Source organism: Mitsuaria sp. CC2 (assembly GCF_048957715.1).
GTDB lineage: Bacteria > Pseudomonadota > Gammaproteobacteria > Burkholderiales > Burkholderiaceae_C > Roseateles.
Map to the genome: position 1 here is coordinate 100,124 of NZ_JARVXN010000022.1, position 25,706 is coordinate 125,829.

The following is a 25,706-nucleotide window of genomic DNA, read 5'->3' on the forward strand; positions in this document are numbered from 1 at the left end:
GGGGTGGGGATGTCGGGATACGAGCGGAACGCGCGGGCCCAGGTCTCCTGCGGTTGCCTTCGTCGAAGGAACCGCACCCGTCGGATCGGGACTCACACCTCCCCTGTTCAGACGCACCCCCCCACGATGCCGCGCCTCCACGACAAGGCCTCCTCCGGCCCTTCCGCCTACGACGCAGAGACCCGCCTCGATCCCACGCCCCAGGTCGACGCCTCTTCGCCGTCTCCCTGGTCGCTGCCCGCGGACGAGATGAACAAGATGGAACGGCTCGAACGCGGAGAAACGCTGCGCTTCTCACCGTCGGTCGAGCGCTACCTGGATCGCGTCGCGCAAGCGGACGAGGCCTGGGACTGCAGTCGCGCCCGACTGGCGTTTTCTCCGGCACGTTCGCAGCCTCCCAGCGACGACGACCGGACCGCGCTGATCGGCGAGGTGCCCCTGTGCCTGCTGAGCGGTCGTCAGCGGGGACAAGCCCTGGCGCTGCGTGAGCAGGGACGGCATCCATCGAACGCGCCGGCCCCCGACTTCTCCGCGCAGGCCTCCCTGACCGACCTGACCATCGCCTGCATGGAGGCCTTGTATGCCGCTCGCGGCGATGCCACGGTCTCCTGGACCCAAGCGCTGGCGCGCCTGGCCCGATGGGAGACGGAGGCCCCCTCGGATCGGGAGGCGCAGGCCCGGGCGAGCGGCGGGCGAGCGCTGCGCCAGGTCGTCAAGGACCGCTCCGATGACACCCTCCGTCTGGAGGGAGACGGCCTGAACCACGGCACCCCCGAATTCTCGTTGCCGCCTCGCGCCCTGCTCGGCGGGCTCGGTCTGGGATCGCGCGAGTTCCTGGCCGACCTGGGCCCGGCCCGGCCGCTGGAGATGGCGGCATTCCATGACTCCATGGCCGTCGTGCGCGCGCGCTACTGGTACCTTCGCATCGACAGCGACTCCGATGTGAGCCCCGCGTTGATTCCGGACTTCGTCACGCAGGTCGGCCTGCGCGGCGATGCCGATCGCTGTGGCCGCCTTGCCCTGGCACTGGCCGGGCGACCGGGAGGCGATCTCCGGACCGTTTGCATCCACGTGGCCGAATCGGCTCAGACCTCCAGCCACTCCTTGCGCACGTAGGCGTTCGCGCGCAGGTCCGCGGGCGTGCCTTCGAACACGATGCGCCCGTGGCCCATCACGTAGCAGCGCTCGGAGATCTCCAGCGCGATGGCCAGCTTCTGCTCGACCAGCAGCACCGATACGCCGCGCCGCTTGAGCTCCTTGAGGTACTCCGCGACCAGCTCGACGATCTTGGGCGCCAGGCCCTCGGTCGGCTCGTCGATCATGATCAGGTCGGGATCGCCCATCAACGTGCGGCACAGGGTCAGCATCTGCTGCTCGCCGCCGGACAGCACGCCGGCCTCGGTGTGCTGGCGCTCCTTCAGGCGCGGGAACATCGCGTACATGTCGTCGAAGGCCCAGCGCGGCTTGGCGCCCTTGCGACCGCCCTTCTCTCCGAGCATCAGGTTCTGATGCACCGTCAGCTTCGGGAAGATGTCCCGGTTCTCCGGCACGTAGCCGATGCCGCGATGCGCGATCTCGTAGGCCTTGCGGCCCAGCAGCTCGTCGCCGCCCCAAGCGATCGATCCGGTGCCGTCCACCTGGCCCATGATCGTCTTCACCGTCGTCGAGCGGCCCGAGCCGTTGCGGCCCAGCAGGCTGACGATCTCGCCCGGCCGCACATCCATCGACACGCCGTGCAGCACGTGGCTCTTGCCGTAGAAGGCGTGGACGTTGTCGAGCCGCAGCGCGCGCGTGCCCGCCACGGGTGTCGCCCCTGTCGACGCGGCGCGCATCGCGCCGATGTTGCTGTCATTCATCGCGACGCTCATGCATGCGCTCCCGCGGTCTGCGATTCAGCCAGCACCGAGCCCAGATACGCCTCCTGCACGCGCGGATTCGCGCGCACCGCGTCGGGCGTGTCGAAGGCGATCACCTCGCCGTAGACCAGCACCGCGATCTTGTCGGCCAGGCCGAAGACCACGCCCATGTCGTGTTCCACCGTCAGCAGCGTGCGGCCCTCGGTGACCTGACGGATCAGCTGGATGAAGCGCTTCGTTTCGCTCTTGCTCATGCCCGCCGTCGGTTCGTCCAGCAGGATCACCTGCGCGCCGCCGGCGATGGTGATGCCGATCTCCAGCACGCGCGCTTCGGCGTAGGTGAGGTTCACCGCCGGGACGTCGCGCTTCTTGTCGAGGTGCAGCATCTCCAGCAGTTCCTCGACGCGGTCGTTGACGTCGTCCATGCCGGCGAGGAACTTCCAGAACGCGTACTTGTGGCCCATGGACCAGAGCAGCGCGCAGCGGATGTTCTCGAACACCGACAGCCGCGTGAACAGGTTGGAGACCTGGAAGCTGCGCGACAGGCCGCGGCGGTTGATCTGGTAGGGCGGCAACTGGTCGATGCGCTCGCCGAAGAGCCGGATCTCGCCGCTGGTGGGCGCGAAGCGGCCGCTGATCAGGTTGAAGAGCGTCGACTTGCCGGCGCCGTTCGGGCCGATGATCGCGACGCGTTCGCCCGGCTTCACCGCCAGCTCCGCGCCGCGGATGATCTCGCTCTTGCCGAAGCTCTTGCGGACGGACTTCAGTTCCAAGGCATACGGGGCGTGGTGCGCGCTCACAGGCTCTCCCTCCGCTTGATCTCTTTCTCGATCTCTTCCTGCGCCCGGTCCCACTCCGCGCGGAATTCCCGCCGCACGAGTTCGAACAGGCCCAGGCCGGTGACCAGCACGAAGCCGGCGCCGAACCAGGACTCGACGCTCTTCGCATCGAGCGCCACGCCCAGGTAGCTCATCTTCGGGCCGAGCGCCTCGTTGAGCTGCAGGTGGTAGAGCATCTCCACCATCGCCGAGCCGCCGACCAGCATGGTCAGGGCCGCGCCCGCCAGGCCGAGGTAGGACGGCCACAGCGGACGCAGCTTGCCGAAGGCCGCCAGCCGCAGGTTCATCATGATCAGCGAGGCGATGCCGCCCGGCGCGTACATCACCATGAACAGGAAGATCAGGCCGAGGTAGAGCAGCCAGGCCTTCGTCAACTCCGAGAGCAGCACGGTGGCCACGACCATCAGCACCGCGCCGATGATGGGCCCGAAGAAGAAGGTCGCGCCGCCGAGGAAGGTGAACAGCAGGTAGGCGCCCGAGCGCGCCGCGCCGACGACCTCGGCGTTGACGATCTCGAAGTTCAGCGCCGACAGCCCGCCGGATACGCCGGCGAAGAAGCCCGCGATCAGGAACGCGAGGAAGCGCACCCACTGCGTGTCGTAGCCGATGAACTCGACGCGTTCGGGGTTGTCGCGCACCGCGTTGAGCATGCGTCCCAGCGGCGTGCGCGTGAACGCGAACAGCAGCGCCGTGCAGACGAAGGCGTAGATCGCGATCAGGTAGTAGACCTGGATCTGCGGTCCGAAGCTGATGCCCCACACCGCCTTGCCGACGACGCGGTTGGAGGACACGCCGCCCTCGCCGCCGAAGAACTCCGGCAGCATGAGCGACATCGACCAGATCAGCTCGCCCAGGCCGAGCGTGATCATCGCGAAGGGCGTGCCGGACTTCTTCGTCGACACGTAGCCGAAGAGCGCCGCGAAGAACAGGCCCGCGAGGCCGCCCACGACGGGCACCAGCCCCACTGGCAATGCGAGCTGCCCCGCGCCCACGACGTTCAGCGTGTGGATCGCCAGATAGGCGCCCAGGCCCGTGTACACGGCGTGGCCGAAGCTCAGCATGCCGCCCTGCCCCAGCAGCAGGTTGTAGGACAGGCACGCGATGATGGCGATGCCCATCTGCGACAGCATCGTCTGCGCCAGGCTGCTGGTCCACATCAGCGGCGCCGCGAGCAGCGCCAGTGCGTAGACGCCCCAGATCAGCCAGCGGCCGACGTTGTGCGGCTTGAAGTGGTAGGTCTCGCCGCGCCGGGCGCGGGGATGGACGCGCCGTGTCCCGCCGTGGGTCGGACCGGCGGACGGCGAGCCCGGCGCGGAGCCGGCAGGAGCGGCGGGCGTGGGGGAGGACGAAGAAGGCATGACGACGGCCATCGGTCAGCCCTCCCGCGTGCCGAGCAGGCCCTTGGGCCGGAAGATCAGGATGAGCACCATCAGCAGGTAGGGCAGGATGGGCGCGACCTGCGCCAGGGTGAGCTTGAGCAGCGGGTAGCCGAAGCTGTCGGGGCCGAGCCTGAACACCTGGGCCAGGGACACGTCGATGGTCAGCGGCAGGGTCTGCAGCAGCCCGATGACGATGGAGGCCACGAAGGCTCCGGCCAGCGAGCCGATGCCGCCGATGACGACCACGACGAAGATGATGGAACCGACGAGCACCGCCATCGACGGCTCGGTGACGAAGGTGACGCCGCCGATGACGCCGGCCAGCGCCGCGAGCGCGCAGCCGCTGCCGAACACCAGCATGAACACGCGCGGCACGTTGTGGCCGAGCGACTCGACCATCTCCGGATGCGTCAGCGCGGCCTGGATGACCAGGCCGATGCGGGTGCGCGTCAGCAGCAGCCACAGCGACAGCAGCATGAACAGCGCCACCAGCATCATGAAGGCGCGCGTGAGCGGGAACTTGGAGCAGCTGGCCGCGGCGCAGACGGCGGCCGGCGCGTCGCCCCAGGCCATCTGCAGCGCCTGGCCCGGCGCATGGATCAGCGTGAAGGCCGCGCCCTGCAGCGAGGGCGGCGGCGGGAACGGGACCGCCGTGCGGCCCCACACCAGCTGGACGAGTTCCAGCACGACATACGACAGCCCGAAGGTGATCAGCAGCTCCGGGACGTGGCCGAACTTGTGGACGCGCCGCAGCGCGCCCCGTTCGAACACGGCCCCGAGCCCGCCCACCACCAGCGGCGCGAGGAACAGCGCGGGCCAGAACCCGATCCACCCGGCGATGGAATACGCGACGTACGCGCCCAGCATGTAGAAGCTCGCATGCGCGAAGTTCAGCACGCCCATCATGCTGAAGATCAGCGTCAGGCCGGAGCTGAGCATGAACAGCAGCAGTCCCGAGGACAGGCCGTTCAGCAGGTTGATCAGGATCTGTTCCAAGAGTTCATCCTCTCAATCGCGTCGCATCACGCGACACCACCGCGAGCCGTCCGGCTCGCGGTGTTCGGATGCGAGTCAGCTGGGACGCTTCATCTGGCAGCTGGTCGGCGTGCTCGACACATACGCGTCGTAGGTCTTCACCGGTGCGAAGTTGAAGCCCGTGTTCTCGACGTTGTACGGATGCTTGGCGTCGACCTTCTCCCAGCGCGAGATGTAGATCGGCTGCTGCAGCTGGTGGTCGCCCTTGCGGATCTCGACGTCGCCGTTGAAGGACTTGAACTTCAGGCCTTCGAGGGCCGCGGCCACCTTCACCGGATCGGTACTCTTGGCCTTGGCCATCGCCGCGCCCAGCGCCGAGTAGATGTGGATGACGCTGCCGGTGTAGAAGTCGTCGTTGAACTTGGCCTTGAACTCGTTGGCCCAGGTGTCCATCTGGCCGCCCATGTTGTTGTAGTTGTAGGCCGCCTGGTAGACGCGCCCCGCGCCCGCGGCGCCGATGGCCGTCGGCGTGCCGGTGACGCCGGCGTAGTAGGTGTAGAACTTGCCGTTGTAGCCGGCCTCCGAGGCGGCCTTCACCAGCAGCGCCAGGTCCGAACCCCAGTTGCCGGTGATCACCGTGTCGGCGCCGCTGGCCTTGATCTTGGCGACGTAGGGCGCGAAGTCGCGCACCTGCGCCAGCGGGTGCAGGTCCTCGCCGACGATCTGCACGTCGGGACGCTTGCGGGCCAGCCCTTCCTTGGCGTACTTCGCGACCTGGTGGCCGTGCGCGTAGTTCTGGTTGAGCAGGTAGACCTTCTTGACGTCGGGCTGGTCCTTCAGGAAGGTCGTGATCGCTTCCATCTTCATCGACGTGTCGGCGTCGAAGCGGAAGTGCCAGTAGCTGCACTTGCTGTTGGTCAGGTCCGGGTCCACGGCCGAGTGGTTGAGGTACACGACCTCCTTGCCGGGATTGCGCTCGTTGTGCTTGTTGACGGCGTCGATGATCGCCAGCGCCGCGCCCGAGCCGTTGCCCTGCGTCACGTAGCGCACGCCCTGGTCGATGGCCGACTTCAGCGCGTTGAGCGACTCGGCGGGACTGAGCTTGTTGTCGATCGGGATGACCTCGAACTTCACGCCCGCCGGGTTGGTGGCGTTGAACTTCTCGGCGAAGAACTGGAAGGACTTGACCTGGTTCTGACCCACCGGCGCCATCAGGCCCGACAGCGGATCGATCCAGGCGATCTTCACCGTCTCGCCCTTCTGCGCCTGCGCGCCGGTGGCTGCCGTGACGGCGAAGGCGGCGACCGCGATGGCGCGGGCCACGGGACGGACCGGCGAGGAAATCGAACGCGTGCTGTGCTTGCTCATGCTTGTCTCCTGATGTGCTTTGTGTGTGTGCAAGGGCGTGAAGCGGCGGGTACGACGGACCGCAGCGGACTGCGGTGAATTGCGGAGAGGAAAAACGGTGGCGGCGGACTTCCTGCGGACGGCGCGGGACCGGCGGGCTCAGCAGCCCGGCAGCTTGTGGCCCTTGAACTGCTCGCGCAGCTTGAGCTTGAGCATCTTGCCGGTGGCTGTGTGCGGGATCTCGTCGACGAAGACGACGTCGTCGGGCACCTGCCACTTGGCGATCTTGCCCTCGTAGAAACCGAGCACCGCCTCGCGCGTCAGCGCCGCGCCGGCATCCGTCGGCTTGCGCACCACGACGAGCAGCGGGCGTTCGTCCCATTTCGGATGCGCGACCGCGATGACGGCGGCCTCGTGGACGGCCGGGTGCGCCATCGCGATGTTCTCGACGTCGATGGAGCTGATCCATTCGCCGCCGGACTTGATCACGTCCTTGCTGCGGTCGGTGATCTGCATGAAGCCGTCGGCGTCGATCGCGGCGACGTCCCCGGTCGGGAACCACAGGCCGGCGTCGCGGCCGTCCTCGCCGGTGACGCGGATCAGCGGCGACCCGTCATGCCCGAAGTAGCTGTCGATCACCCAGGGCCCGCGCACGACCAGGTTGCCCGAGCTCTTGCCGTCCCACGGCAGCGCCTGGCCGCCGTCGTCGACGACGGCCATGTCCACGCCGTAGATCGCCTTGCCCTGCTTCTCGAGGAGGTGGCGCTGCTGTTCCTTGGGCAGTTCCAGCTGGCGGCTGCTGAGCCGCGACAGCGTGCCCAGCGGCGACATCTCGGTCATGCCCCAGGCGTGGATGACCTCCACGCCGTAGTCGTCCATCAGCGTGCGCAGCATCGCCGGCGGGCAGGCCGAGCCGCCGATCACCGTGCGCTTGAAGGTCGAGAACTTCAGCCCGTTGGCGCCGACGTAGTTCAGCAGTCCCAGCCACACCGTGGGCACGCCGGCGCTGAAGGTGACCTTCTCCGTCTCGAACAACTCATACAGCGACTTGCCGTCCAGATGCGGCCCGGGCAGCACCAGCTTGCAGCCGACCAGCGCAGTGCTGTAGGGCAGTCCCCACGCGTTGACGTGGAACATGGGGACCACCGGCAGGATCACGTCTCGGCGCGAGGACGCCATCGCATCCGGCAGCGCCGCGCCGTAGGCATGCAGCACCGAACTGCGATGGCTGTAGACGGCGCCCTTGGGATTTCCGGTCGTGCCGCTCGTGTAGCAGATGCTGGAGGCGGTGTTCTCGTCGAACTCGGGCCAGACGTAGTGGCCGTCCTCGGCGGCGACGAGGTCCTCGTAGCAGCGCAGGTTGGGGATCGAGGACTCGGCCGGCATGTGGGCGCGGTCGCTCATCAGGATGAAGTGGCGCACCTGGCCGAGCTGCGGTGCGAGCTTCTCGACCAGCGGCAGGAAGGTCAGGTCGAAGCACAGCGCGCGGTCGTCGGCGTCGCCGGCGATCCAGGCGATCTGCTCGGGGAACAGGCGCGGATTGATCGTGTGGCAGACCAGGCCCGAGCCCGAGGTGCCGTAATAGATCTCGAGGTGGCGATGGCCGTTCCAGGCCAGCGTGCCGACGCGTTCGCCGGCTTTCAGCCCCAGCCGCGCGAAGGCCTGGGCAAGCTGCCGGGCGCGAAACTCGACCTCGCCCCAGGTGGTGCGATGCAGGTCGCCCTCGACCCGCTTGCTGACGATCTCGGTCTCCCCGGAATGGCGCGCCGCATGCTGGATCAACGATGAGATCAGCAAGGGCATCGACATCATCTGGCCCATCAGTGCCATGTCGTCTCCTGGAAATTGTCTCCGCGGAACCTCTCGGCGGCCGGACCGCGTGCAACGCGATCGGGCCAGCGCTCGGGCGCCTTGATTTCGGCTGTTCGAGTCAGTCTATCGACCGCCCCGAGCGCCTCGCGTCACCCTAGTGACGCGGCGGCGTTTCCGGCATAGGGGAATACACGGGACCGCGGCGGGCACAAGCTCTCTTGGCAGCGACAGGCGGCGGTGCTCAGATTCGGTGCGTCCAGGCCCTCACATCGAAAAACCAGAACCCCCAGGAGACGACGATGCGGCTCAACGACCTTCCCCTGACCAGCAAGCTCAACGGCGCGATCGTGCTGCTGCTCGTGTCGATGCTCGTGGTCGGCATGTTCACGCTGTGGCGCGGCGATCGCATCACCAGCGACTCCAGCGCGGCGATCGAGGCCGCGCAGGACATCATCCGCAAGTCCGTGCAGTGGCAGGGCATGACGCAGACGGCGGTGGCGCGCAGCATGGCCAGCGCGATCAGCTCGGACCCGGCCGTCGGCGAACTCTTCAAGGCCAACATCGCCAACGATGCGCCGGAAGTCGCCAAGCTGCGCGAGCAGATCGCGGCGGAAGCCACGCGCCCGGAGGACCAGGCCAAGCTCAAGGAGATCGTCGGTCTGGGACAGACGCTGCTCGCGGCCAGCAAGAAGGCACGAGAGTCCGGTGCGACCGGTGACTGGAGCGCCACCAGCCGCATCGTGCAGAACGAGTACGTGCCGTCGGTGAAGGTCTACCTCGAGGCGATCGGACAGTTCGTCGCGATGCAGGAGGACCACGCACGGGAGGCGCGCCAGGCCGCGGCCGACGCACGCGCGGCGTTGCGCTGGCAGGCGGGATTCGGCGCGCTCGTCATCGCCGCCGTCGGGCTGTTCACCGCGTGGCTGCTGAGCCGCGCGATCGTCACGCCGATGGCGCAGGCGGTGAAGGTCGCGGAGGCCGTGGCCGCCGGCGATCTGCGGTCGGAGATCCGTGTCGAGAGCCGCGACGAGACGGGACAGCTGCTGGGGGCGTTGCAGCGGATGAACGAGAGTCTCACGCGCATCGTCGGTCAGGTGCGGATGAGCAGCGACTCGATCGCGACAGGCACCGGCGAGATCGCCAGCGGCAATGCCGACCTGTCGCAGCGGACGGAGGAACAGGCCTCGAACCTCGAGGAGACGGCGGCGTCGATGGAGGAGCTCACCGCGACGGTGAAGCAGAACGCCGAAACCGCACGCACGGCGACGCAGCTGGCGCAGAGCGCGTCCACGGTCGCGGCCGAGGGTGGCCAGGCGGTGCAGCAGGTGGTGGCGGTGATGCGTCAGATCGATGAGAGCTCGCGCCGCATCACCGACATCATCGGCACGATCGACGGCATCGCTTTCCAGACCAACATCCTCGCCTTGAACGCGGCTGTCGAAGCGGCACGTGCCGGCGAACAGGGACGCGGCTTCGCCGTCGTCGCCAGCGAGGTGCGCGCGCTGGCGCAGCGCAGCGCGGCGGCCGCCAAGGAGATCAAGACGCTGATCGTCGACAGCGGCGCCAAGGTCGAGGCCGGCACGCGCATCGCCGGTTCGGCCGGCGAGACCATGGGCCAGATCGTCGAACAGGTGAAGCGGGTCTCCGACCTGATTGCGGAGATCAGCCATGCCAGCGTCGAGCAGAGTCAGGGCATCGGCCAGGTTGGCGACGCCATCACGCAGCTGGACCAGGTCACGCAGCAGAACGCCGCGCTCGTCGAGGAGGCGGCCGCGGCGGCCGAGAGCCTGAAGCATCAGGCCGCCCAATTGAACCAGGCCGTCGCCGTCTTCAGGCTCTGAGGGTCAGAGCTTGCGGCCTTCCGGCAGCTCGATCTTGACCTCCAGGACTTCGAGATCGTCCTGGCGCTCCATGTGGACCTTGATGTCGTCCGGGTTGATGGAGACGTACTTCGAGATGACCGCGAGCAGCTCGCGCTGCAGTTGCGGCAGGTAGTCGGGGCTGGCGCCGCGACCATTGCGTTCATGGGCGAGGATCAGCTGCAGGCGCTCCTTGGCGACGCTGGCGGTGCTTTTCTTTTCGCCCAGGAAGAAGGACATGAATCCCATGGTCTTTCCCTTTGGGGTCAGCGACTGAACAGACGCTTGAAGAAGCCCGGCTTCACGGCCTCGACGAAACGCATCGGCTTGTCCTCGCCCAGGAAGCGGGCGATGACGTCGGCGTAGGCCTCGGCAACATCCGTTCCCTTCATGTGGATGGCCGGCAGGCCCTGGTTGGACGCCTGCAGCACCACTTCGCTTTCCGGGATCACGCCGATCAGCGGCGTGCGCAGGATCTCGTGGATGTCCTCCAGCGACAGCATCTGTCCGCCCTCGACCCGGTTGGGGTTGTAGCGGGTGATCAGCAGGTGCTCCTTGACGGGCTCCTTGCCTTCGATCGCGCGTTTGGTCTTGCTGTTGAGCATGCCCAGGATGCGGTCGCTGTCGCGCACCGAGGAGACCTCGGGGTTGGTCACGACCAGCGCCTCGTCGGCGTAGTGCATGGCCATCAGCGCGCCGGTCTCGATGCCGGCCGGCGAATCGCAGACGATGAAGTCGAACTCCATCGCCTTGAGCTCGTCCAGCACGCGCTCGACGCCTTCCTGCTTGAGCGCATCCTTGTCGCGCGTCTGCGAGGCCGCCAGGATGAACAGCTTGTCCAGCTGCTTGTCCTTGATCAGCGCCTGGCTCAACTTGATCTCGTCATTGATGACGTTGATCAGGTCGTACACGACGCGGCGCTCGCACCCCATGATCAGGTCGAGGTTGCGCAGGCCGACGTCGAAGTCGATCACCGCCGTCTTGTAGCCGCGCATGGCGAGGCCGGTGGCAAAGCTGGCGCTGGTCGTGGTCTTGCCCACGCCGCCCTTGCCGGAGGTCACCACAACGATCTTGGTCATGGGGGAAGGTCCTTTTTTCAGAGTGTCTGGTTGGGAGGATCCGCGGGTCAGGCGCCCAGCGGCTCCATCAGCAGTTTTTCGCCGTCGAGCCGCACCTGCGCGGCCTTGCCCCGGACGTTGTCGGGCAGCGGGTTCTCGCTGGTGCGGTAGATGCCGGCGATGGCGATCAGTTCGGCCTCGAGCTGCTGCGCAAAGATGCGCGCGTCCGCGTTGCCGCGCGCGCCCGCGATGGCCTTGCCCCGCAACGGCGCATACACGTGGATGCTGCCGTCGGCGATGACTTCGGCGCCGTGGTTCACCGCCGCCAGGACGACCAGGTCGGCGCCCTTGGCGTAGACCTGCTGGCCGGAGCGCAGCGGCTTGTCGACGTAGACGGTCTTGGCCTCGGTGGGCACCGGCACTTCCACCGGCCGCTCGACGATGACTTCCTTGATGACCTGCTGGACGACCTGCTCGACCCGGGGTTCGCGCGGTTCACGCGGTTCACGCGAATCGCGCACCGGCTGGTCGGGCGCCTCGGCCAGGCCGAGCTCGGCCGCCTGGGCAAGTTCGGCGGCATTCGCGCCGACCACGCCCACCGGCTGCAAGCGATGACGGCGCAGCAGGGGCAGCAGCGCGGCGATGTCGACGCGGGAGACCGGCTCGGCGGCATCGATGGCGACAGGCGTCTCGGACTCCAGGCTCAGTTGCCCCTGGCTCTCGACCGCGCCCGGCGTCGTGACTGCCGTCGCGGCCGCCGCCGGCAACTGGCTCAGGTCCAGCAGCAGCGGATCGTGGTGGAACGCGTCGGGCGTCTCGCCCAGCCTGGCTTGGAGTTCCGCGTCGAGCGCGGCCGCGTCGGCCGTCTTCAGGACGAGGGAGAGCAGGCTCAGCGAGGCGCTCTTCAGTTCAAAAAGTTCCGGCGTCTTGCCGGCGGACGATCGCCCGGATGAATTGCCCGCCACTGCCTGCGTCATGAAAGAAATGAGGAATGCGTTTGCAAAGTCGCGGATTTTAGCGGTGCGCGAGGGCCTCTCTTTAGGGGCCTGCCCAGGCCGTGTGGTCCCGAAGGCCCTCAGGCCCGTGTCGAAAGCGTGTCATGTCCCTGCCACGCGACGTCATGGGAATGTTCGATCGGGCCATGGACTGCCTCATTTTTGAGCAAGCCACTGGAATACCGCTCGTGACAAGCACTTGCAAGCGTCATCGGCAGGTGACACACATGCTTGTCCACAGGGGCGGGGGATAGATCCACCATTCGGCAGGGACGGCACCGCCATCGCCGGGTCGCCCGTTCCGGCGTCATCGGAGGGTTGTCAACCCAAAAATCGAGGATGCGGGGCTTGACTTATCCCCATTCAGCGGCTCCATCGGTCCCGCACACCCGGGTGCTGCATCGCAGCTGCTCGTTTTCCCGGCAATCCGCTAAGTCGTTGATTCATATAGCGGGAATTCGCTTGCCCAGAAATGAGGCACGGAACCTCGGGGGGCCGTCGATCAAGGGTTTAGAGCAATCCCCGGCAGGTTTCCCACACAGTTATCCACAGTCTCGGTGGATAGCTTTCCGGGGTCTTTGAAATCAAGCATTTAGCGTCATTCCTTGAACCGGCGGACGAGGTCGATCCCCTCTTCGGCGGGCCGCCGGAGGGTGTGTGGGCCTTTGCGACAGGTCCGCCTGCCGTTACAAGTCGGATCGAATCCTCCGGTCGCCGGCTCGCCCGAGCGTGCGAATGCCGTCATGAATGCACCGGGTCGCGTCACGAATCCGACATCCAGGGCGAGCAGCGTGTCGTCGGACGGAGAAATCATCGGGGCGGCAAGGCCAAGGACAGGTGGGCAAGTCGCGGGCCCGATAGAGTCCCTGCTTTCTTCCGATGGGCGACGTGCCGGCAACGCCGGCGAAAGGTTGGCGATGGGTATCCGGTCCTGGCTCCGAAAGGAGTGGTTTCTGCTGGCGCTGGTCGGCGCGGTGGCGCTCGCCAGCGTGTGGCCCGACCTTGGCCGCAGCGGCGGACTCCTTCGGCTGGAGGTCGTCAGCAACTGGGGCGTGGCCCTCGTGTTCTTCCTGACCGGCCTCGGCCTGTCCGCCGCCGCGCTGCGCGACGGCGCGCTCAAATGGAAGGTCCATGTGCTGGTGCAGCTCAGCACCTACGCGCTCTTCCCGCTCCTGTGGTGGGGCTTCAGCGCGCTGTTCGGCCGCTGGCTGCCGCAAGACCTGGCCCTGGGCTTCGCCTACCTCTGCGCGCTGCCGTCGACCATCTCTTCGTCGGTCGCCATGACCGTGCTGGCCAAGGGCAATGTGCCGGCGGCGATCTTCAACGCCAGCGTCTCCAGCCTGCTGGGCATCGTGCTGACCCCGCTGCTGGTGGCGCTGATGGCCGGCACCAGCGGCGCCACCCTGCCCTTCGGCGAAGCGGTCTGGAAGCTGACCCAGCTGCTGCTGCTCCCGCTCGTCGCCGGCCAGTTGCTGCGCCCGCTGCTGCTGGGCTTTTACATGCGCCACAAGTCGCGCATCACGCTGGTCGACCGCTGGGTCATCATCCTGCTGGTGCTGTCGGCCTTCAGCGACTCCGTGGCCTCGGGCCTGTGGCGCGACCACGGCGCGGAACTGCTGGTCAAGGCGGCCCTGGGCGCCGCCCTGTTCCTGGCGGTGGTGATCGCGCTGAGCCGACTGGCCTCGCGCGCGATGGGCCTGCCGGTCGAGGACGAGATCGCCGCCGTGTTCTGCGGCTCCAAGAAGACGCTGGCCTCCGGCGTGCCGATGGCCAAGCTGCTGTTCGGCGCGCATCCGGCGGTCGGCGTGATCGTCCTGCCGATCATGTTCTATCACCAGCTGCAGCTCATCCTGTGCTCCTGGCTGGCCCAGCGTTACGCGTCGCGCCCGAGGCCGGCTTCCGGCGCCTAAAATGACCGGTTCCCCGGAAATCCCCCGGGGCCCCTGCAGCACTGAAAAGCGCCATGACCCGCAAGCTCTTCGTCACCACCGCCCTCCCGTACGCCAATGCGAATTTCCACATTGGCCACATCATGGAGTACACCCAGGCCGACATCTGGGTGCGCTTCCAGCGGATGCAGGGCAGCGAGGTGCACTTCGTCTGCGCCGACGACGCACACGGCGCGCCGATCATGATCGCGGCCGAGAAGGCGGGGAAGAGCCCGCAGCAGTTCGTGGCCGACATCGCGTCGGGCCGCAAGCAGTACCTCGACGGCTTCCACATCAGCTTCGACAACTGGCACTCCACCGACGGTGCCGAGAACCACGAACTGTCCAAGGAGATCTACCGTTCGCTGCGCGCCAACGAGTTGATCTCGGTGAAGACCATCGAGCAGTTCTTCGACCCGCAGAAGGCGATGTTCCTGCCCGACCGCTTCATCAAGGGCGAGTGTCCGAAGTGCGGCGCGAAGGACCAGTACGGCGATTCCTGCGAGGTCTGCGGCGCGGTCTACACGCCGACCGAGCTGAAGAACCCGTTCTCGGTGCTGACCGGCGCGACGCCGGTGATGAAGAGCTCGGAGCACTACTTCTTCAAGCTGTCCGACCCGCGCTGCGTCGAGTTCCTCGAGCAGTGGACGCAGGCGCCCGGCCGCCTTCAGCCGGAGGTGCTCAACAAGATCAAGGAGTGGTTCACCAAGGACGAGGACGGCAACGGCGGCCTGGGCGACTGGGACATCAGCCGCGACGCGCCCTACTTCGGCATCGAGATCCCCGACGCGCCGGGCAAGTACTTCTACGTCTGGCTGGACGCGCCGATCGGCTACCTGGCCTCGCTGAAGAACTACTTCGGCAAGACCGGCCGCGACTTCGACGCGTTCATCGAGGACGAGTCCACCGAGCAGGTCCACTTCATCGGCAAGGACATCACCTACTTCCACACGCTGTTCTGGCCGGCGATGCTGCACTTCAGCGGCCGCAAGACGCCCAACCACGTCTACGTGCACGGCTTCCTCACCGTCAACGGCGGGGAGAAGATGTCCAAGAGCCGAGGCACCGGCCTGGATCCGCTGAAGTACCTGTCGCTCGGCATGAATCCGGAGTGGCTGCGCTACTACCTGGCCGCCAAGCTGAACAGCAGGGTCGAGGACGTCGACTTCAACCCCGAGGACTTCGTCGCCCGCGTCAACTCGGACCTGGTCGGCAAGTACATCAACATCGCCAGCCGCGCGGCGGGTTTCCTGTCCAAGCGCTTCGGCGGCCAGCTGTCGGCCGACGTCGGCGTCGAGGGCCGCGCACTGCTGGACGGCCTGCGCGCGCACAAGGGCACCATCGTCGAGCTGTACGAGACCCGCGAGTTCGGCAAGGCGCTGCGCGAGATCATGCTGCTGGCCGACCGCGTCAACGAGTACGTGGACCAGAACAAGCCCTGGGACCTCGCCAAGCTCGAAGGCAAGGACCAGGTCCTGCAGGACGTCTGCACCGTCTGCATCGAGGCCTTCCGCCTGCTGTCGATCTACCTGAAGCCGGTGCTGCCGGCGCTGGTCGCCAAGGTCGAGTCCTTCCTGCAGGTCGCGCCGATGAGCTTCGTCGACGCCGAGCGCGCACTGGGCGCGCACAAGATCGGCGGCTACGAGCACCTGATGCAGCGCGTCGACCCGAAGCTGCTGGAAGCGCTGTTCGAACCGCCCGCGCCTCCCAAGGTCGTCCCCGGCGGCGAGGACCTCGCGCCCGAGATCAAGATCGACGACTTCGCCAAGGTCGACCTGCGCATCGCCAAGATCGTGAAGGCGGAGTTGGTCGACGGCTCGGACAAGCTGCTGCGCCTGACGCTGGATGTCGGCGAGGGCCGCCTGCGCAACGTGTTCAGCGGCATCCGCAGCGCCTATCAGCCGGAACAGCTGGAAGGCAAGCTCACGGTGATGGTGGCCAATCTGGCGCCGCGCAAGATGAAGTTCGGCGTCTCCGAAGGCATGGTGCTGGCCGCCAGCCATGCGGATGAAAAGGCAAACCCGGGAATCTTCGTGCTCGAACCTTTCCCAGGCGCCCAACCCGGCATGCGCGTTCGATAAGCCCACCCCCTACCGGCTGACGCCGGCCCCCTCAAGGGGGCGAGCCCGTAGGCCCGGCGAAGCCGGTGCCTCGGACTCCGTTTGGTCAATACCTTAAGATTCACCTCTCACACACGAGACTTCGCCATGCCGCTGTTCTGGAAGAAATACGAGTCCGAAGCCACGCAGTTCATCAACGAACTGAAGGCCAAGAAGCCGACGCTGGAAGCCGAGCAACGTGCCGGTCGCGCCCTGCTCTGGGACCGCGAGCAGGACCGCCAGGCGCAGGCCGGCTACAACGACGCCCGCGTGTCGCAGCAGGCCTACGTCTACCAGACCAAGTCCGAGTGAGCTGACGCCGCCGGCCCTGCCGACCTCGCCGCTCGACTGTCGTTCCCTGCGTGAGCAACGCTGACGACCATCGCGACACCGCCCTGACGCTGCCGGAGCCACCGGCGGATCAGGGCGGCGACGCTTCCACGCCCGACACGGTGGACCATGTCGCCGTCGCCCGGCTGTATGGCGAGCCGCTGTTCGCCATGCCGCAGGATCTCTACATCCCGCCGGATGCGCTGGAGGTGTTCCTGGAAGCGTTCCAGGGGCCGCTGGACCTGCTGCTGTACCTGATCCGCAAGCAGAACTTCAACATCCTCGACATCCCGCTGGCCGAGGTCACGCGGCAATACCTCAGCTACGTCGAGCAGTTGCGCAAGCACAACCTCGAACTGGCCAGCGAGTACCTGCTGATGGCCGCGATGCTGATCGAGATCAAGTCGCGGATGCTGCTGCCGCCCAAGAAGGTCGAGGGCAGTGACGAGGTGGAGGATCCGCGTGCGGAACTGGTCCGTCGCCTGCTCGAGTACGAGCAGATGAAGCAGGCCGCGATGCGGCTCGACCAGATGCCGGTGCTGGGACGCGACTTCCTGCGGGCGCAGATCCACATCGAGCAGTCGCTCGCACCGCGGCTGCCGGACGTGCACGTCGACGACCTGCGCGCGGCCTGGGCGGACCTGATGCGCCGCGCCAAGCTCAATCAGCATCACAAGATCTCGCGCGAGCAGCTGTCGGTGCGCGAGTACATGTCGCATCTGCTGCGCCGGCTGCAGGGGCAACGCTTCGTGGAGTTCGAGGACCTGTTCGAGCTGGACAAGGGCACCCAGGTGGTCGTCGTGTCCTTCATCGCGATGCTCGAACTGGCGCGGGAGCGCCTGGTCGAGATCACGCAGGCGGAAGCCTTCGCGCCGATCTACGTGCGGCTGGCTTATTCGCCGACCTGAACGCCGACCTGGGCCTCGCCCTGAGCGCCCTTGAGCTTCAGCGGAAGGTGGTGAACGCAGCGTTGGGCTGACGCTGGACCATCTGCCCCACGGCCAGCACGGCCTGCGTGCGGGAGCTGACGCCCAGCGCCTTCAATACGGCGGCGACGTGGTCCTTGATCGTCTCGACCGATACGCCCAGTTCGCGCGCGATGATCTTGTTCGGCTTGCCCTGCAGCAGCAGCGCCAGCACATCCGTCTGACGCGGCGTCAGTTGCAGGCTTTCCAGACCTTCCGTGGTCTGATAGCCGGCCTGGCTGGCCAGCGCCTGGACCTGGTTGAGCTTGGCGTTGTTGCCCGGCGCGGCCTCGGCTGCGACGGCGGCAGAGGCGGGGGCCGGTTCGGGCTCCGCCGGCGCATCCGAGCCCAGCGACATCGGCGGCACATAGATGCCGCCCGACATCACCAGCTTCAACGCCTGTGCCAGCACGTCGTTGCCAGTCCGCTTCGGAATGAATCCCATCGCGCCCTGGTCGATGGCGCGGATCACATCGCTGGCACGGTCGGAGGCAGAAATCACCACCACCGGCAGCGATGGGTACTGCGCGCGGAATTCCTCCAGCACGTCGAAGCCGCTGGCATCACCCAGATTCAGGTCCAGCAGCACCAGGTCGAAGTCCTGGCGCGACTTCAGCGTGTCGCGCGCCTGAGCCGCGCTGTCGGCGCCCAGCACCTGCACGTCTTCTCCCAGACCTTGAATCACAGTCTGGAGCGCGGCCAGGATCAGCGGGTGGTCGTCGATCAGCAAAACCCTCACGGGCGTCTCTCCTTGGATGGTCGGACTGCGACGAGGGGAGCCTCCCCACCGGCCATACCGAATAACTTTCGAACGAAGCCAAGATCATAGGCGGGCACCTCCGGGCAGGCACTCCCCCTTACGGTGGCATCTCATCCCATAGAAAGTTCTATTGTCGAACCACTATTTTTGTATTCGCACATTTCGGTGTCGTCGTGTGAAGGCTGTCCGTCGAGTGTGTCGACAGAAATACGGTGCTTCGGAAATGATGAAAACGACATCGTCGGGCGATTCGCGCCCACACCAATCCGACGTCTATGCGGCGTCGGCAAGCGCCCCTCAGCGGTATTGCCGCGTCAGCGATTCAGCGATGCAGACCGGCTTCCCGCCGGCGTCGCTTTCGACCGTCACCTCCACCATCATCTGCACTCCTCCCTCGACGGGCTCCAGCCGCTTGAGGACGAAGCGGCCCCGCAGCCGGCTGCCGACCGGCACCGGCGCCGGGAACCGCACCCGGTCCAGGCCGTAGTTGATCCCCATCCGCACCTCCGTCACCCGGAAGGCGGTCTCGTAGAAACGCGGCAGGAGGCTGAGCGTCAGGAAGCCGTGCGCGATGGTGGCGCCGAAGGGGCCTTGCGCGGCGCGCGCCGGGTCGGTGTGAATCCATTGCTGGTCTTCGGTGGCGTCGGCAAAGGCCTGGATCCGCGGCTGGTGCACCGCGATCCAGTCGGACACACCGATCTCCAGACCGACCCAGCCTCCCATTTCTTCCAATCGTTCGAATGTCCGCATATGACGCTTGTTTGCAGTGGCTACGGCGATAGTGCCGGAAGCCCCTCCAGGCGCGCTGTCGCATAGACGTCAGGCGACTACTTGTTTATGCCGTGCCTGTTCGTCCTTTGACAAGAAGCAGTCATTCACAGAACAGGTGTCAATTTTCAGAATCACGTCGTTTTCGAACTTTTGCGAGCGACGCCATGCCACTTCGACACAAGCTTTCAACTGCCAGCGACTGGATCCAGGCCGGCTGGCCCTTCCTCCTCACGGTTTCCGGCGGCGGCCTTTTCTTTGGGCACGCCATCGTCGCGTCCATCGAATCCACCCCGCACCCCGCGCTGGTCTACATCATCTTCGGCGCACTCGTCGTCGCCCTCCTGAGCGCCTGGCTGGTGCTGTTCCAGCTGCATCGCGACGAGCGGCTCGCGCGCCTGTGGGAAAAGCTGTCTGTCGATGAATTCGCCGCCTCGGAGCCCGCCGTGTCTCGCGGCTCGCCGTTCCGGGATGCCTATGCCCTGCTCGCCCAGCAGGATGCCCGCGCCTCCGAAGACGGCCGCCGAGAGCTGGAGCGTCGGCTCCACGCCGGCGAGCGCGCTTTTGGCGAGCGCCTGTCCCTCCCCGGTTTCATTGCGGGCGGACTGGTCGGCCTGGGGCTGGTCGGCACCTTCATCGGCCTGCTCGGCGCCTTGAACGAGCTGGCGCAACTGTTCTCGGGCATGACCGGGGGCGGCTCCGATCCCGCCGCAATGCTGGGCGGGATGATGGCCAAGCTGCAAGCGCCGATGAAGAGCATGGGCACGGCATTCATTGCCTCGCTCTACGGCCTGCTGGGTTCGCTGCTGCTCGGCGTCACGCTCGTGGCCGTCCAGAAGATTCGCCTGCGGGTGACGACCCATGTGCATGACGTCCTGATCGACGCCTTCGACCGCGCCCGTCGCGGATCGCCGACGCTGCCCCGCCTGCCTCAGGAGTCCGAGGCCGAGCACGCGCGTTGGCAAGCCGTGCTGCGCGCGATCGAAGGCTTGCAGGACATGCATCACCGACAGCTTGCGGCGGCAATGGCGCCGCTCGTGCGCGTCGAGTCGGCTCTGGAATGTCTGGTCGGAATCGCGGCGCAGGCGCTCGACCAGACTCCGGCTTGGCTGGATCAGGGAGCGCAACTGCGGGAACAGATCGCCCAATTGCGCAGCCTTGAGGAGAGCACCGCGCGCGCCGTGCTGCACGCGCTGCAATCGCAGCAGCAGTCCGCTCATCGACTGGTCGAACTGGCGACGCTGACTCACGAGGCGGACCGGACGGCCGCCTCTGAGCGCGATTTGCGCGACGCGGCGCTGCAGCAGTCGCTGCAGGGCTGCCGGGACGCCTTCGAGGACGTGTCCGGCCGGCTGCGCACGCTCTTGCTGAACACCTCCATCCCGGTCCGCGCCTGACGCCGTGGACTGCCCCGCCCTCCGCCTGAACTCCGACGCCTCATGACCACGACCAACCCCAACCTCCCCTCCCCGTCGTCTGTCGAGACCGGCAGACGGCCAGCCACGGCCAAGATCCAGGCCCCGCTCTCCAAGGTGAGAGACATCCGCGTCCTGGACACCGACCTCGTGATCACCCTCGAGTCCGGCGAGACAGCGGTCGTGCCCGACGGCGCGATCCGATCGATGACCGACCCGACCTTCGCTCTCCAGTTCGAGGACAGCGAGGTGCCCGGCAGTGTGTTGCTGCGCCAGGCGGGCCGCATGGAAATCGGGGAGCTGTCCTCGGTCGCCGTCAGCACGCCGGCTCGCAAGGACGACACGATGTGGCTGAACGGATCGACCGCCCGCGCCGCGGCGCCATCCGGCGATGTGGGGCGGGACGTCGCCGCACCGGGCGCGGCGCCCGCGCCAGCGGAGAGGTCCTGGGCGGAGAAGTGGTCGCCCTGGGCGACCCTGGGAGCCGGCGTGGCCGGTCTGGGAATCGCTGCCGCCGGGGCCGGTGGCAGCAAGGGAGGCACCACTCCGGCGGCGGCTCCGCCGGCTGCGGTGGCTCCGCCGGCTGCGGTGGCTCCGCCTGCCGAGCCGGCAGCGACGCCCGCGCCGTTCACCGTGTACGGCACCGTGACCGGGGGGCCCGTCGTGGCTGGCAACGACCTGCGGGTGGAGGTCAGAGGTGCCGATGGCAAGCTGCTCGGCATTGGCTCCATCGACGCCAGCGGCCGCTACCAGATCGCCGGCCTGCCAGGCGGCTATCACGGGGCACTGCTGGTGACCATCGCCAGCGACGGCGACGCAGGCGACTATCGCGACGAGGCGACCGGTCTGGCCGTCGATCTCAAGACGCCCTGGCGCGCCGCGACTTCGCGCAACGACGAGCCCCAGATCAAGGTGAACGTCACGCCGGTCACCGAACTCGCCGTGCAGTCGATGAAGCTGCCCCCGGAGAACTCCTTGCCGGAAGCGGCCACGGTGTCCAAGACCAACGCCGCGATCGCGAAGCTGCTCGGCATGGGAGACGCCGAGCTCACGCAACGTGCGCCGCTCGCCACCGTCGATCAAGCCGGCAACGCCGCCAAGGCCGACGACTACGGTCGTCTGCTCGCGATCCTCTCGGGTCTGGAGAAGGTCGATGCCCACGGAGGCGCCGATGGCGGAAGCGCGCAGGTGCAGCTCGGCAAATTCCTCGATGGGGGAGGCGACACCTGGCACTGGAAAGCCACCGCAGACGACGGCACTGTCCTGGGGGAACGGTTGACGCAAGCCTTCAACAGCTTGTCCGCCCCGGACCGGTCGGCGGCCACGCTCGCCGTGATGAACAGGGCTTTCGGTCTCCAGGCCGACGGCGGAACGCCCCGCGTGAGCAGTGTCTCATTCGCCGGTGTCGACGCGCAGGGCCACGACAAGCAGGACCAGCTCGCCATCGGCGACAAGCTCCGCGTGGCGGTGTCCGGCGACGTGGCGCTGTATGCACTCGGAAACGCGACGATCAGCTTGAAGATCGGCGATCGCAACGCCGATGCTGCCTTCGTCGGCCAGCGCGAAGACGGCGCCTTGATCTTCGAGTACACCGTGTCGAAAGGCGACTTCGCTCCGCAGGACGGCGTCACTGTCGTCGGCATGAAATCCGACGCCGGCAGCGCCCTGGTCGGCGCGTCGGGGACCGCGGTGTCCAGCGACATGCCGGCCGCGACTGCGGCCAGCCACCTCGCCGTGGGTTTGCCCGTCGATGCGGCTGATTGGTCGCTCGCGTCTGGAGACGACACGGGTCTCGATGCCGCCGATCGGATCACGCAGAAGAGCACACTGCGAGTTGTGGTGTCGGGACAGCCCGGCAACACGGTGCACCTGTTCGACGACTTGAACGGCAATGGTCAGGTCGACGACGGCGAGGAACTCGGCTCGGTGCTGATCAAGCCGGGCAAGGTCTCCGGCGTGATGTCGGCCACGTTGAACGCAGGCAGCCATTCCCTGGGCGTCTATCAGACCGACGATTCGCAGCGGACGGGGCCCGTTTCGGCCATCAGGAGCGTCGTCGTCGACACGCAGACGACGGCGCCGCTGATGCAACTCGCCGGCGAACACGCCACTTCGGATGACGGCACGATGGTGGCCCTCGACAGCAAGTTGACGCTGCGCATCGACGCCGAGGTCGGCAGCGACGTGACGGCGTACGCCGACAAGAACGGCAACGGCGTGTTCGATGCCGCCGATCAGGTGCTGACGCACTATCTGCAGACCGAAGCCCAGCAGACGGTGCACGCCGAAATGCCGTTGGACGACGGCAAGGTCATGGTAGGTGTCGCAGTCACCGACGCCGCCGGCAATCAGGCGGCGTCCGCGCCGCGCGCCGTGACGGTGTCCGCACATCCCCTCGCGGCCCCGCAACTGCAGTTGATGCCCGGGGACGATACCGGCACGAACGACGCCGATGGGAGGACGCAGCTGTCGCGGGTGCACATCATCGCCTCCGGCCTGTCCGGCACGCAGCTCGTCGTGTTCGACGACAAGAACGACAACGGCGTTGAGGACAACGGAGAGCGGATCGGCACCGGCACATTGCAAGCCGGTGAGACGTCAACGACCTTGCAGGTGACATTGACGGAAGACACCCATCATCTGCGTGCCTTCCTGGTCAACGACTACGGCATTGCTGGCAACGTGTCCGCCAATCTGACGGTCGAGGTCGACCTCACCGCACCGGTTAAACCGACCATCGAGTTGGACGCGGCGAGTGATACCGGCATTGCCGGGGACAAGATCACTGCGGCCCACCAGGCGACCCTGAATTTGCACGGTGAGGCGGGGGCCAGCTTCGATTTCTTCGAGGACGTCAACAACAACGGCGTGATGGATGAGGGAGAGCACCGCGAGGATGGCGTGTTCGGCGATGACGGATCCGCTTCGGTGACAGTCACGACCACCCCGGGCGCCAGCCACTTCGTGGCAGTGAGCCACGATGCCGTCGGCAACGCCAGTCAGGCAGGAACGCTGGACGTGCAAGTCATCGCGCGCCTACCCCCCGCTGCATCCCCGCAACTGCTGACGTTGGACGCGCGGCTTGGTTATGACGGTGATCCCACCGACGGCCTCGTGATCAACGGCGCCAGCTCCGGCGAGAAGCTCACCGCAGCCCACCTCGGCCTCATCGCCGACGTCGGCGCCGCAGACGTTTTGATCAGCACAACCGCCCTGGAGAACCTGCAGATATTCCGCGACGGGCAGCCGCTGTCGACTTCCGACATCTTCACGCTGAAGGAAGTGGCGGATGGTCGGATCACCGTGCGCTACTCGCAAAGCGACGCCTCGCTGGCAGCGAGCGGCACGTTCGCGGACGCGGACTTCCTCGTTTCGCGGCCCAGCGCCACCACCGACACCGAAGTACATCATCTCAATCTCGCCATGCTTCATGACAAGGGCGCGGTGATTTTTGCCGATGGGTCCGGGGACGGCGGCAGGACCTCTCCGCTCTCCAGCTCCGCCGGCGGCGCCGGCGGAGCTGGCGGGAGTGGCGCGGACCACCTGCTCGGCACGGCGGCAGGCGATCTGATCTTCGGCGACGGCTCGGGCGGCGGCGGCGGCATGAAGGGCGCAAAGGGTAACGGCGCCGGCGGCAGCGGCGGCGGAGCGGCGGATGTGATCCACGGGGGCGACGGGAACGATGTCATCTTCGGCGACGGCTTCGCGGGTGACGTCGGGGCGCAATCAGGCGGTGCCGGCGGTTACGGCGGCGGCGGCGGCGGCGGTGTCAACGGGTACTACGGCGGAAATGCGGGCAGTGGCGGCATCGGCGGGGGCAGCGGCGGCGTGGCGGCGGCGGGTGGCAGCGCCACGCTGGGCGCCAACGATGGGGGCTCGGCGTCCATCTATAGCAGCGGTCGCACCTCAGGCGGTGGCGGTGCCGGCGTCGGCTCCGGTTCCGACTACAGCGCCGAGTTCGACGGCGCCGCCAACGCCACGCTGCACCACTACGACAACAGTGGCGTGGCGTCGTCCGCGATCGACGCCGCGCGCTCGGCACTCCTCGACGGGCCCGGTGGCGCAAACGCCGAGAACCGCATGTTCACGCAGGCGATGGGAGGAGGCGACGATCTGATCGACGGTGGCGGCGGCAACGACGTGATCATGGGCGGCAATGGCAACGATCGGATCAGCGGCGGTACTGGAAACGATGTCATGTATGGCCGCGGAGGGGGTACGGCGTCCGGGACGGACAACGACGTGTTCATCTGGGACCGTCACGACGCAGGTCCGAACGGGGCGGTCGATGTCATTCGCGACTTCGGCAGGAGCGCCAACAACAACGACCAGTTGGATGTCCATGCGCTGCTGGAAGGACGCAACGATGCGGGCGACCAATTGGCCCAATGGATCCAGGTCATCAGCAATGCCTCGGCGCCCACGGGCCTCGCCGGCGCCGATGCGACCGCCAAGGGGACGCTGATCGTCATCGACATCGACGGCGCGGGGCCCCAGCATGTGATGCAGCAGATCTTCCTCTCCGGCACGTCGCTTCCCACCACCGACGTGAATGCGCTGATCCAGCAGGGCGTCCTGATCGTCTGAGCCTGCCATGCAAGCCTCCTCCTCCGCCCCTAATGTGTGGCCCGGCTATGTCGGCGCGACCGCCGCGCTGGCGATCACCCTGTTGCTGCTGATCGGCTTCCTCGGCGCCAATCTGTTCGTCCTGGGTCGTCGCACCGCGCAAGTCCTGCACGCCGCCGGCGAGATCGCCGCGCAGTCGGATGCCACGTCTGCGACCAGTGCGACGCCGCCTGATGCGAACTCCCCGGCGGCCGGCGTCTCACAGGCGATCCCGCGTGACAAGAGTACCGAGACCGCGCCTGCCACCGTCGGATCGCCGGTCTCCGGGGAGGCCGTCGCGTCAGCGCCTGAACAGGCACGCGGCGCGGCCCCGCCGTCGGCAGTTGCTCCGCCCCCCTGGCGCATCGTCGTGGCATTCGACAACAACGCCTACCGCTTGGACGACAGCACGCAGGCGTCGATGAAAGCAGCGATCGCTCAAGTCGCCCATCGTTCGCTGCGGGTCGAAGCGACCGTCAAAGACCAGCCGGCGTCGACCGCGAGAGCCGCCTTCGTGCGAGTGATGGCCGTGCGCAATGCGCTGCTGGACGCGGGCATCCCGAGCAGCCGGATCCTCCCCGCCGTGCGGTCCGGGGACGAAGCCCCACCACCGGGCTCCGCGAGCCTGCCCGGCTCCGCCGGCCCGGATGGTCGCACCGTGGTGATTTCCCTCTCGCCCGCCTCTTTGGAACAGGACACTTCCGATGCACGTTGAT

Annotated in this window: 20 protein-coding genes; 9 read left to right on the plus strand and 11 right to left on the minus strand. The window is 67.1% G+C overall.

The window, feature by feature from the left end:
• Positions 1–126 precede the first annotated feature (126 nt).
• Positions 127–1,116 (plus strand): hypothetical protein, encoded by a 990-nt coding sequence (locus tag PV762_RS15785; protein WP_421035956.1) that lies wholly within the window; start codon positions 127–129, stop codon positions 1,114–1,116.
• Here PV762_RS15785 and PV762_RS15790 read toward each other — a convergent pair.
• From PV762_RS15790 to PV762_RS15815, 6 genes are all read right to left on the minus strand, one after another.
• Positions 1,086–1,832 (minus strand): ABC transporter ATP-binding protein, encoded by a 747-nt coding sequence (locus PV762_RS15790; RefSeq protein ID WP_421036015.1) that lies wholly within the window; start codon positions 1,830–1,832, stop codon positions 1,086–1,088. The genes PV762_RS15785 and PV762_RS15790 overlap by 31 nt on opposite strands.
• 32 nt (positions 1,833–1,864) lie before the next feature.
• Positions 1,865–2,656, minus strand: a complete 792-nt coding sequence (locus PV762_RS15795; protein ID WP_421035957.1) for an ABC transporter ATP-binding protein — start codon at positions 2,654–2,656, stop codon at positions 1,865–1,867.
• Positions 2,653–4,053, minus strand: coding sequence for a branched-chain amino acid ABC transporter permease (locus tag PV762_RS15800; protein ID WP_421035958.1), 1,401 nt, complete (start codon positions 4,051–4,053; stop codon positions 2,653–2,655). The genes PV762_RS15795 and PV762_RS15800 overlap by 4 nt, the downstream gene beginning before the upstream one ends.
• Positions 4,054–4,068: 15 nt before the next feature.
• On the minus strand, positions 4,069–5,013 hold the full coding sequence (locus PV762_RS15805) for a branched-chain amino acid ABC transporter permease (RefSeq protein ID WP_421036016.1): 945 nt from the start codon (positions 5,011–5,013) through the stop codon (positions 4,069–4,071).
• A 132-nt stretch (positions 5,014–5,145) separates the two neighbouring features.
• Positions 5,146–6,417, minus strand: coding sequence for a branched-chain amino acid ABC transporter substrate-binding protein (locus tag PV762_RS15810; protein ID WP_421035959.1), 1,272 nt, complete (start codon positions 6,415–6,417; stop codon positions 5,146–5,148).
• Between the two features lie 138 nt (positions 6,418–6,555).
• Positions 6,556–8,226 (minus strand): 3-(methylthio)propionyl-CoA ligase, encoded by a 1,671-nt coding sequence (locus tag PV762_RS15815; RefSeq protein ID WP_421035960.1) that lies wholly within the window; start codon positions 8,224–8,226, stop codon positions 6,556–6,558.
• Between the two features lie 281 nt (positions 8,227–8,507).
• Between PV762_RS15815 and PV762_RS15820 the strand changes: the two genes are divergently transcribed.
• Complete coding sequence (locus tag PV762_RS15820; RefSeq protein ID WP_421035961.1) at positions 8,508–10,049, plus strand: methyl-accepting chemotaxis protein; 1,542 nt, start codon at positions 8,508–8,510, stop codon at positions 10,047–10,049.
• Between the two features lie 3 nt (positions 10,050–10,052).
• Here PV762_RS15820 and minE read toward each other — a convergent pair whose 3' ends face one another.
• From minE to minC, 3 genes are read right to left on the minus strand one after another with little or no spacing between them, the layout of a single operon-like run.
• Positions 10,053–10,316: a cell division topological specificity factor MinE gene (gene minE, locus PV762_RS15825; RefSeq protein ID WP_088403459.1), complete on the minus strand. Its 264-nt coding sequence runs from the start codon at positions 10,314–10,316 to the stop codon at positions 10,053–10,055.
• 17 nt (positions 10,317–10,333) lie between these two features.
• A complete protein-coding gene (gene minD, locus PV762_RS15830; RefSeq protein ID WP_088403458.1) occupies positions 10,334–11,146 on the minus strand; it encodes a septum site-determining protein MinD in 813 nt (270 codons plus the stop codon).
• Between the two features lie 47 nt (positions 11,147–11,193).
• Positions 11,194–12,102, minus strand: coding sequence for a septum site-determining protein MinC (gene minC, locus PV762_RS15835; RefSeq protein WP_421035962.1), 909 nt, complete (start codon positions 12,100–12,102; stop codon positions 11,194–11,196).
• A gap of 935 nt (positions 12,103–13,037) precedes the next feature.
• Here minC and PV762_RS15840 point away from each other — a divergent pair.
• The 4 genes from PV762_RS15840 to PV762_RS15855 all read left to right on the plus strand — a co-directional run bounded on the left by PV762_RS15840 (position 13,038) and on the right by PV762_RS15855 (position 17,385).
• Positions 13,038–14,030, plus strand: a complete 993-nt coding sequence (locus PV762_RS15840; protein ID WP_421035963.1) for a bile acid:sodium symporter family protein — start codon at positions 13,038–13,040, stop codon at positions 14,028–14,030.
• A 53-nt stretch (positions 14,031–14,083) separates the two neighbouring features.
• Complete coding sequence (gene metG, locus PV762_RS15845; RefSeq protein WP_421035964.1) at positions 14,084–16,129, plus strand: methionine--tRNA ligase; 2,046 nt, start codon at positions 14,084–14,086, stop codon at positions 16,127–16,129.
• A gap of 126 nt (positions 16,130–16,255) precedes the next feature.
• Positions 16,256–16,459 (plus strand): DUF3460 family protein, encoded by a 204-nt coding sequence (locus PV762_RS15850; protein WP_331614960.1) that lies wholly within the window; start codon positions 16,256–16,258, stop codon positions 16,457–16,459.
• Positions 16,460–16,542: 83 nt separating this feature from the next.
• Entirely contained in the window at positions 16,543–17,385 is an 843-nt protein-coding gene (locus PV762_RS15855; RefSeq protein WP_421036017.1) for a segregation and condensation protein A, read from the plus strand.
• A gap of 37 nt (positions 17,386–17,422) precedes the next feature.
• Here the strand turns inward: PV762_RS15855 and PV762_RS15860 are convergent, their stop codons facing one another.
• Entirely contained in the window at positions 17,423–18,181 is a 759-nt protein-coding gene (locus tag PV762_RS15860; RefSeq protein WP_421035965.1) for a response regulator, read from the minus strand.
• 318 nt (positions 18,182–18,499) lie between these two features.
• Positions 18,500–18,952 (minus strand): MaoC family dehydratase, encoded by a 453-nt coding sequence (locus PV762_RS15865; RefSeq protein ID WP_421035966.1) that lies wholly within the window; start codon positions 18,950–18,952, stop codon positions 18,500–18,502.
• Between the two features lie 185 nt (positions 18,953–19,137).
• Here PV762_RS15865 and PV762_RS15870 point away from each other — a divergent pair, with 185 nt between their 5' ends.
• From PV762_RS15870 to PV762_RS15880, 3 genes are read left to right on the plus strand one after another with little or no spacing between them, the layout of a single operon-like run.
• Entirely contained in the window at positions 19,138–20,367 is a 1,230-nt protein-coding gene (locus PV762_RS15870; RefSeq protein ID WP_421035967.1) for a hypothetical protein, read from the plus strand.
• Between the two features lie 42 nt (positions 20,368–20,409).
• On the plus strand, positions 20,410–24,972 hold the full coding sequence (locus tag PV762_RS15875; protein WP_421035968.1) for an Ig-like domain-containing protein: 4,563 nt from the start codon (positions 20,410–20,412) through the stop codon (positions 24,970–24,972).
• Between the two features lie 7 nt (positions 24,973–24,979).
• Positions 24,980–25,705, plus strand: a complete 726-nt coding sequence (locus PV762_RS15880; protein WP_421035969.1) for a hypothetical protein — start codon at positions 24,980–24,982, stop codon at positions 25,703–25,705.
• Position 25,706 lies beyond the last annotated feature (1 nt).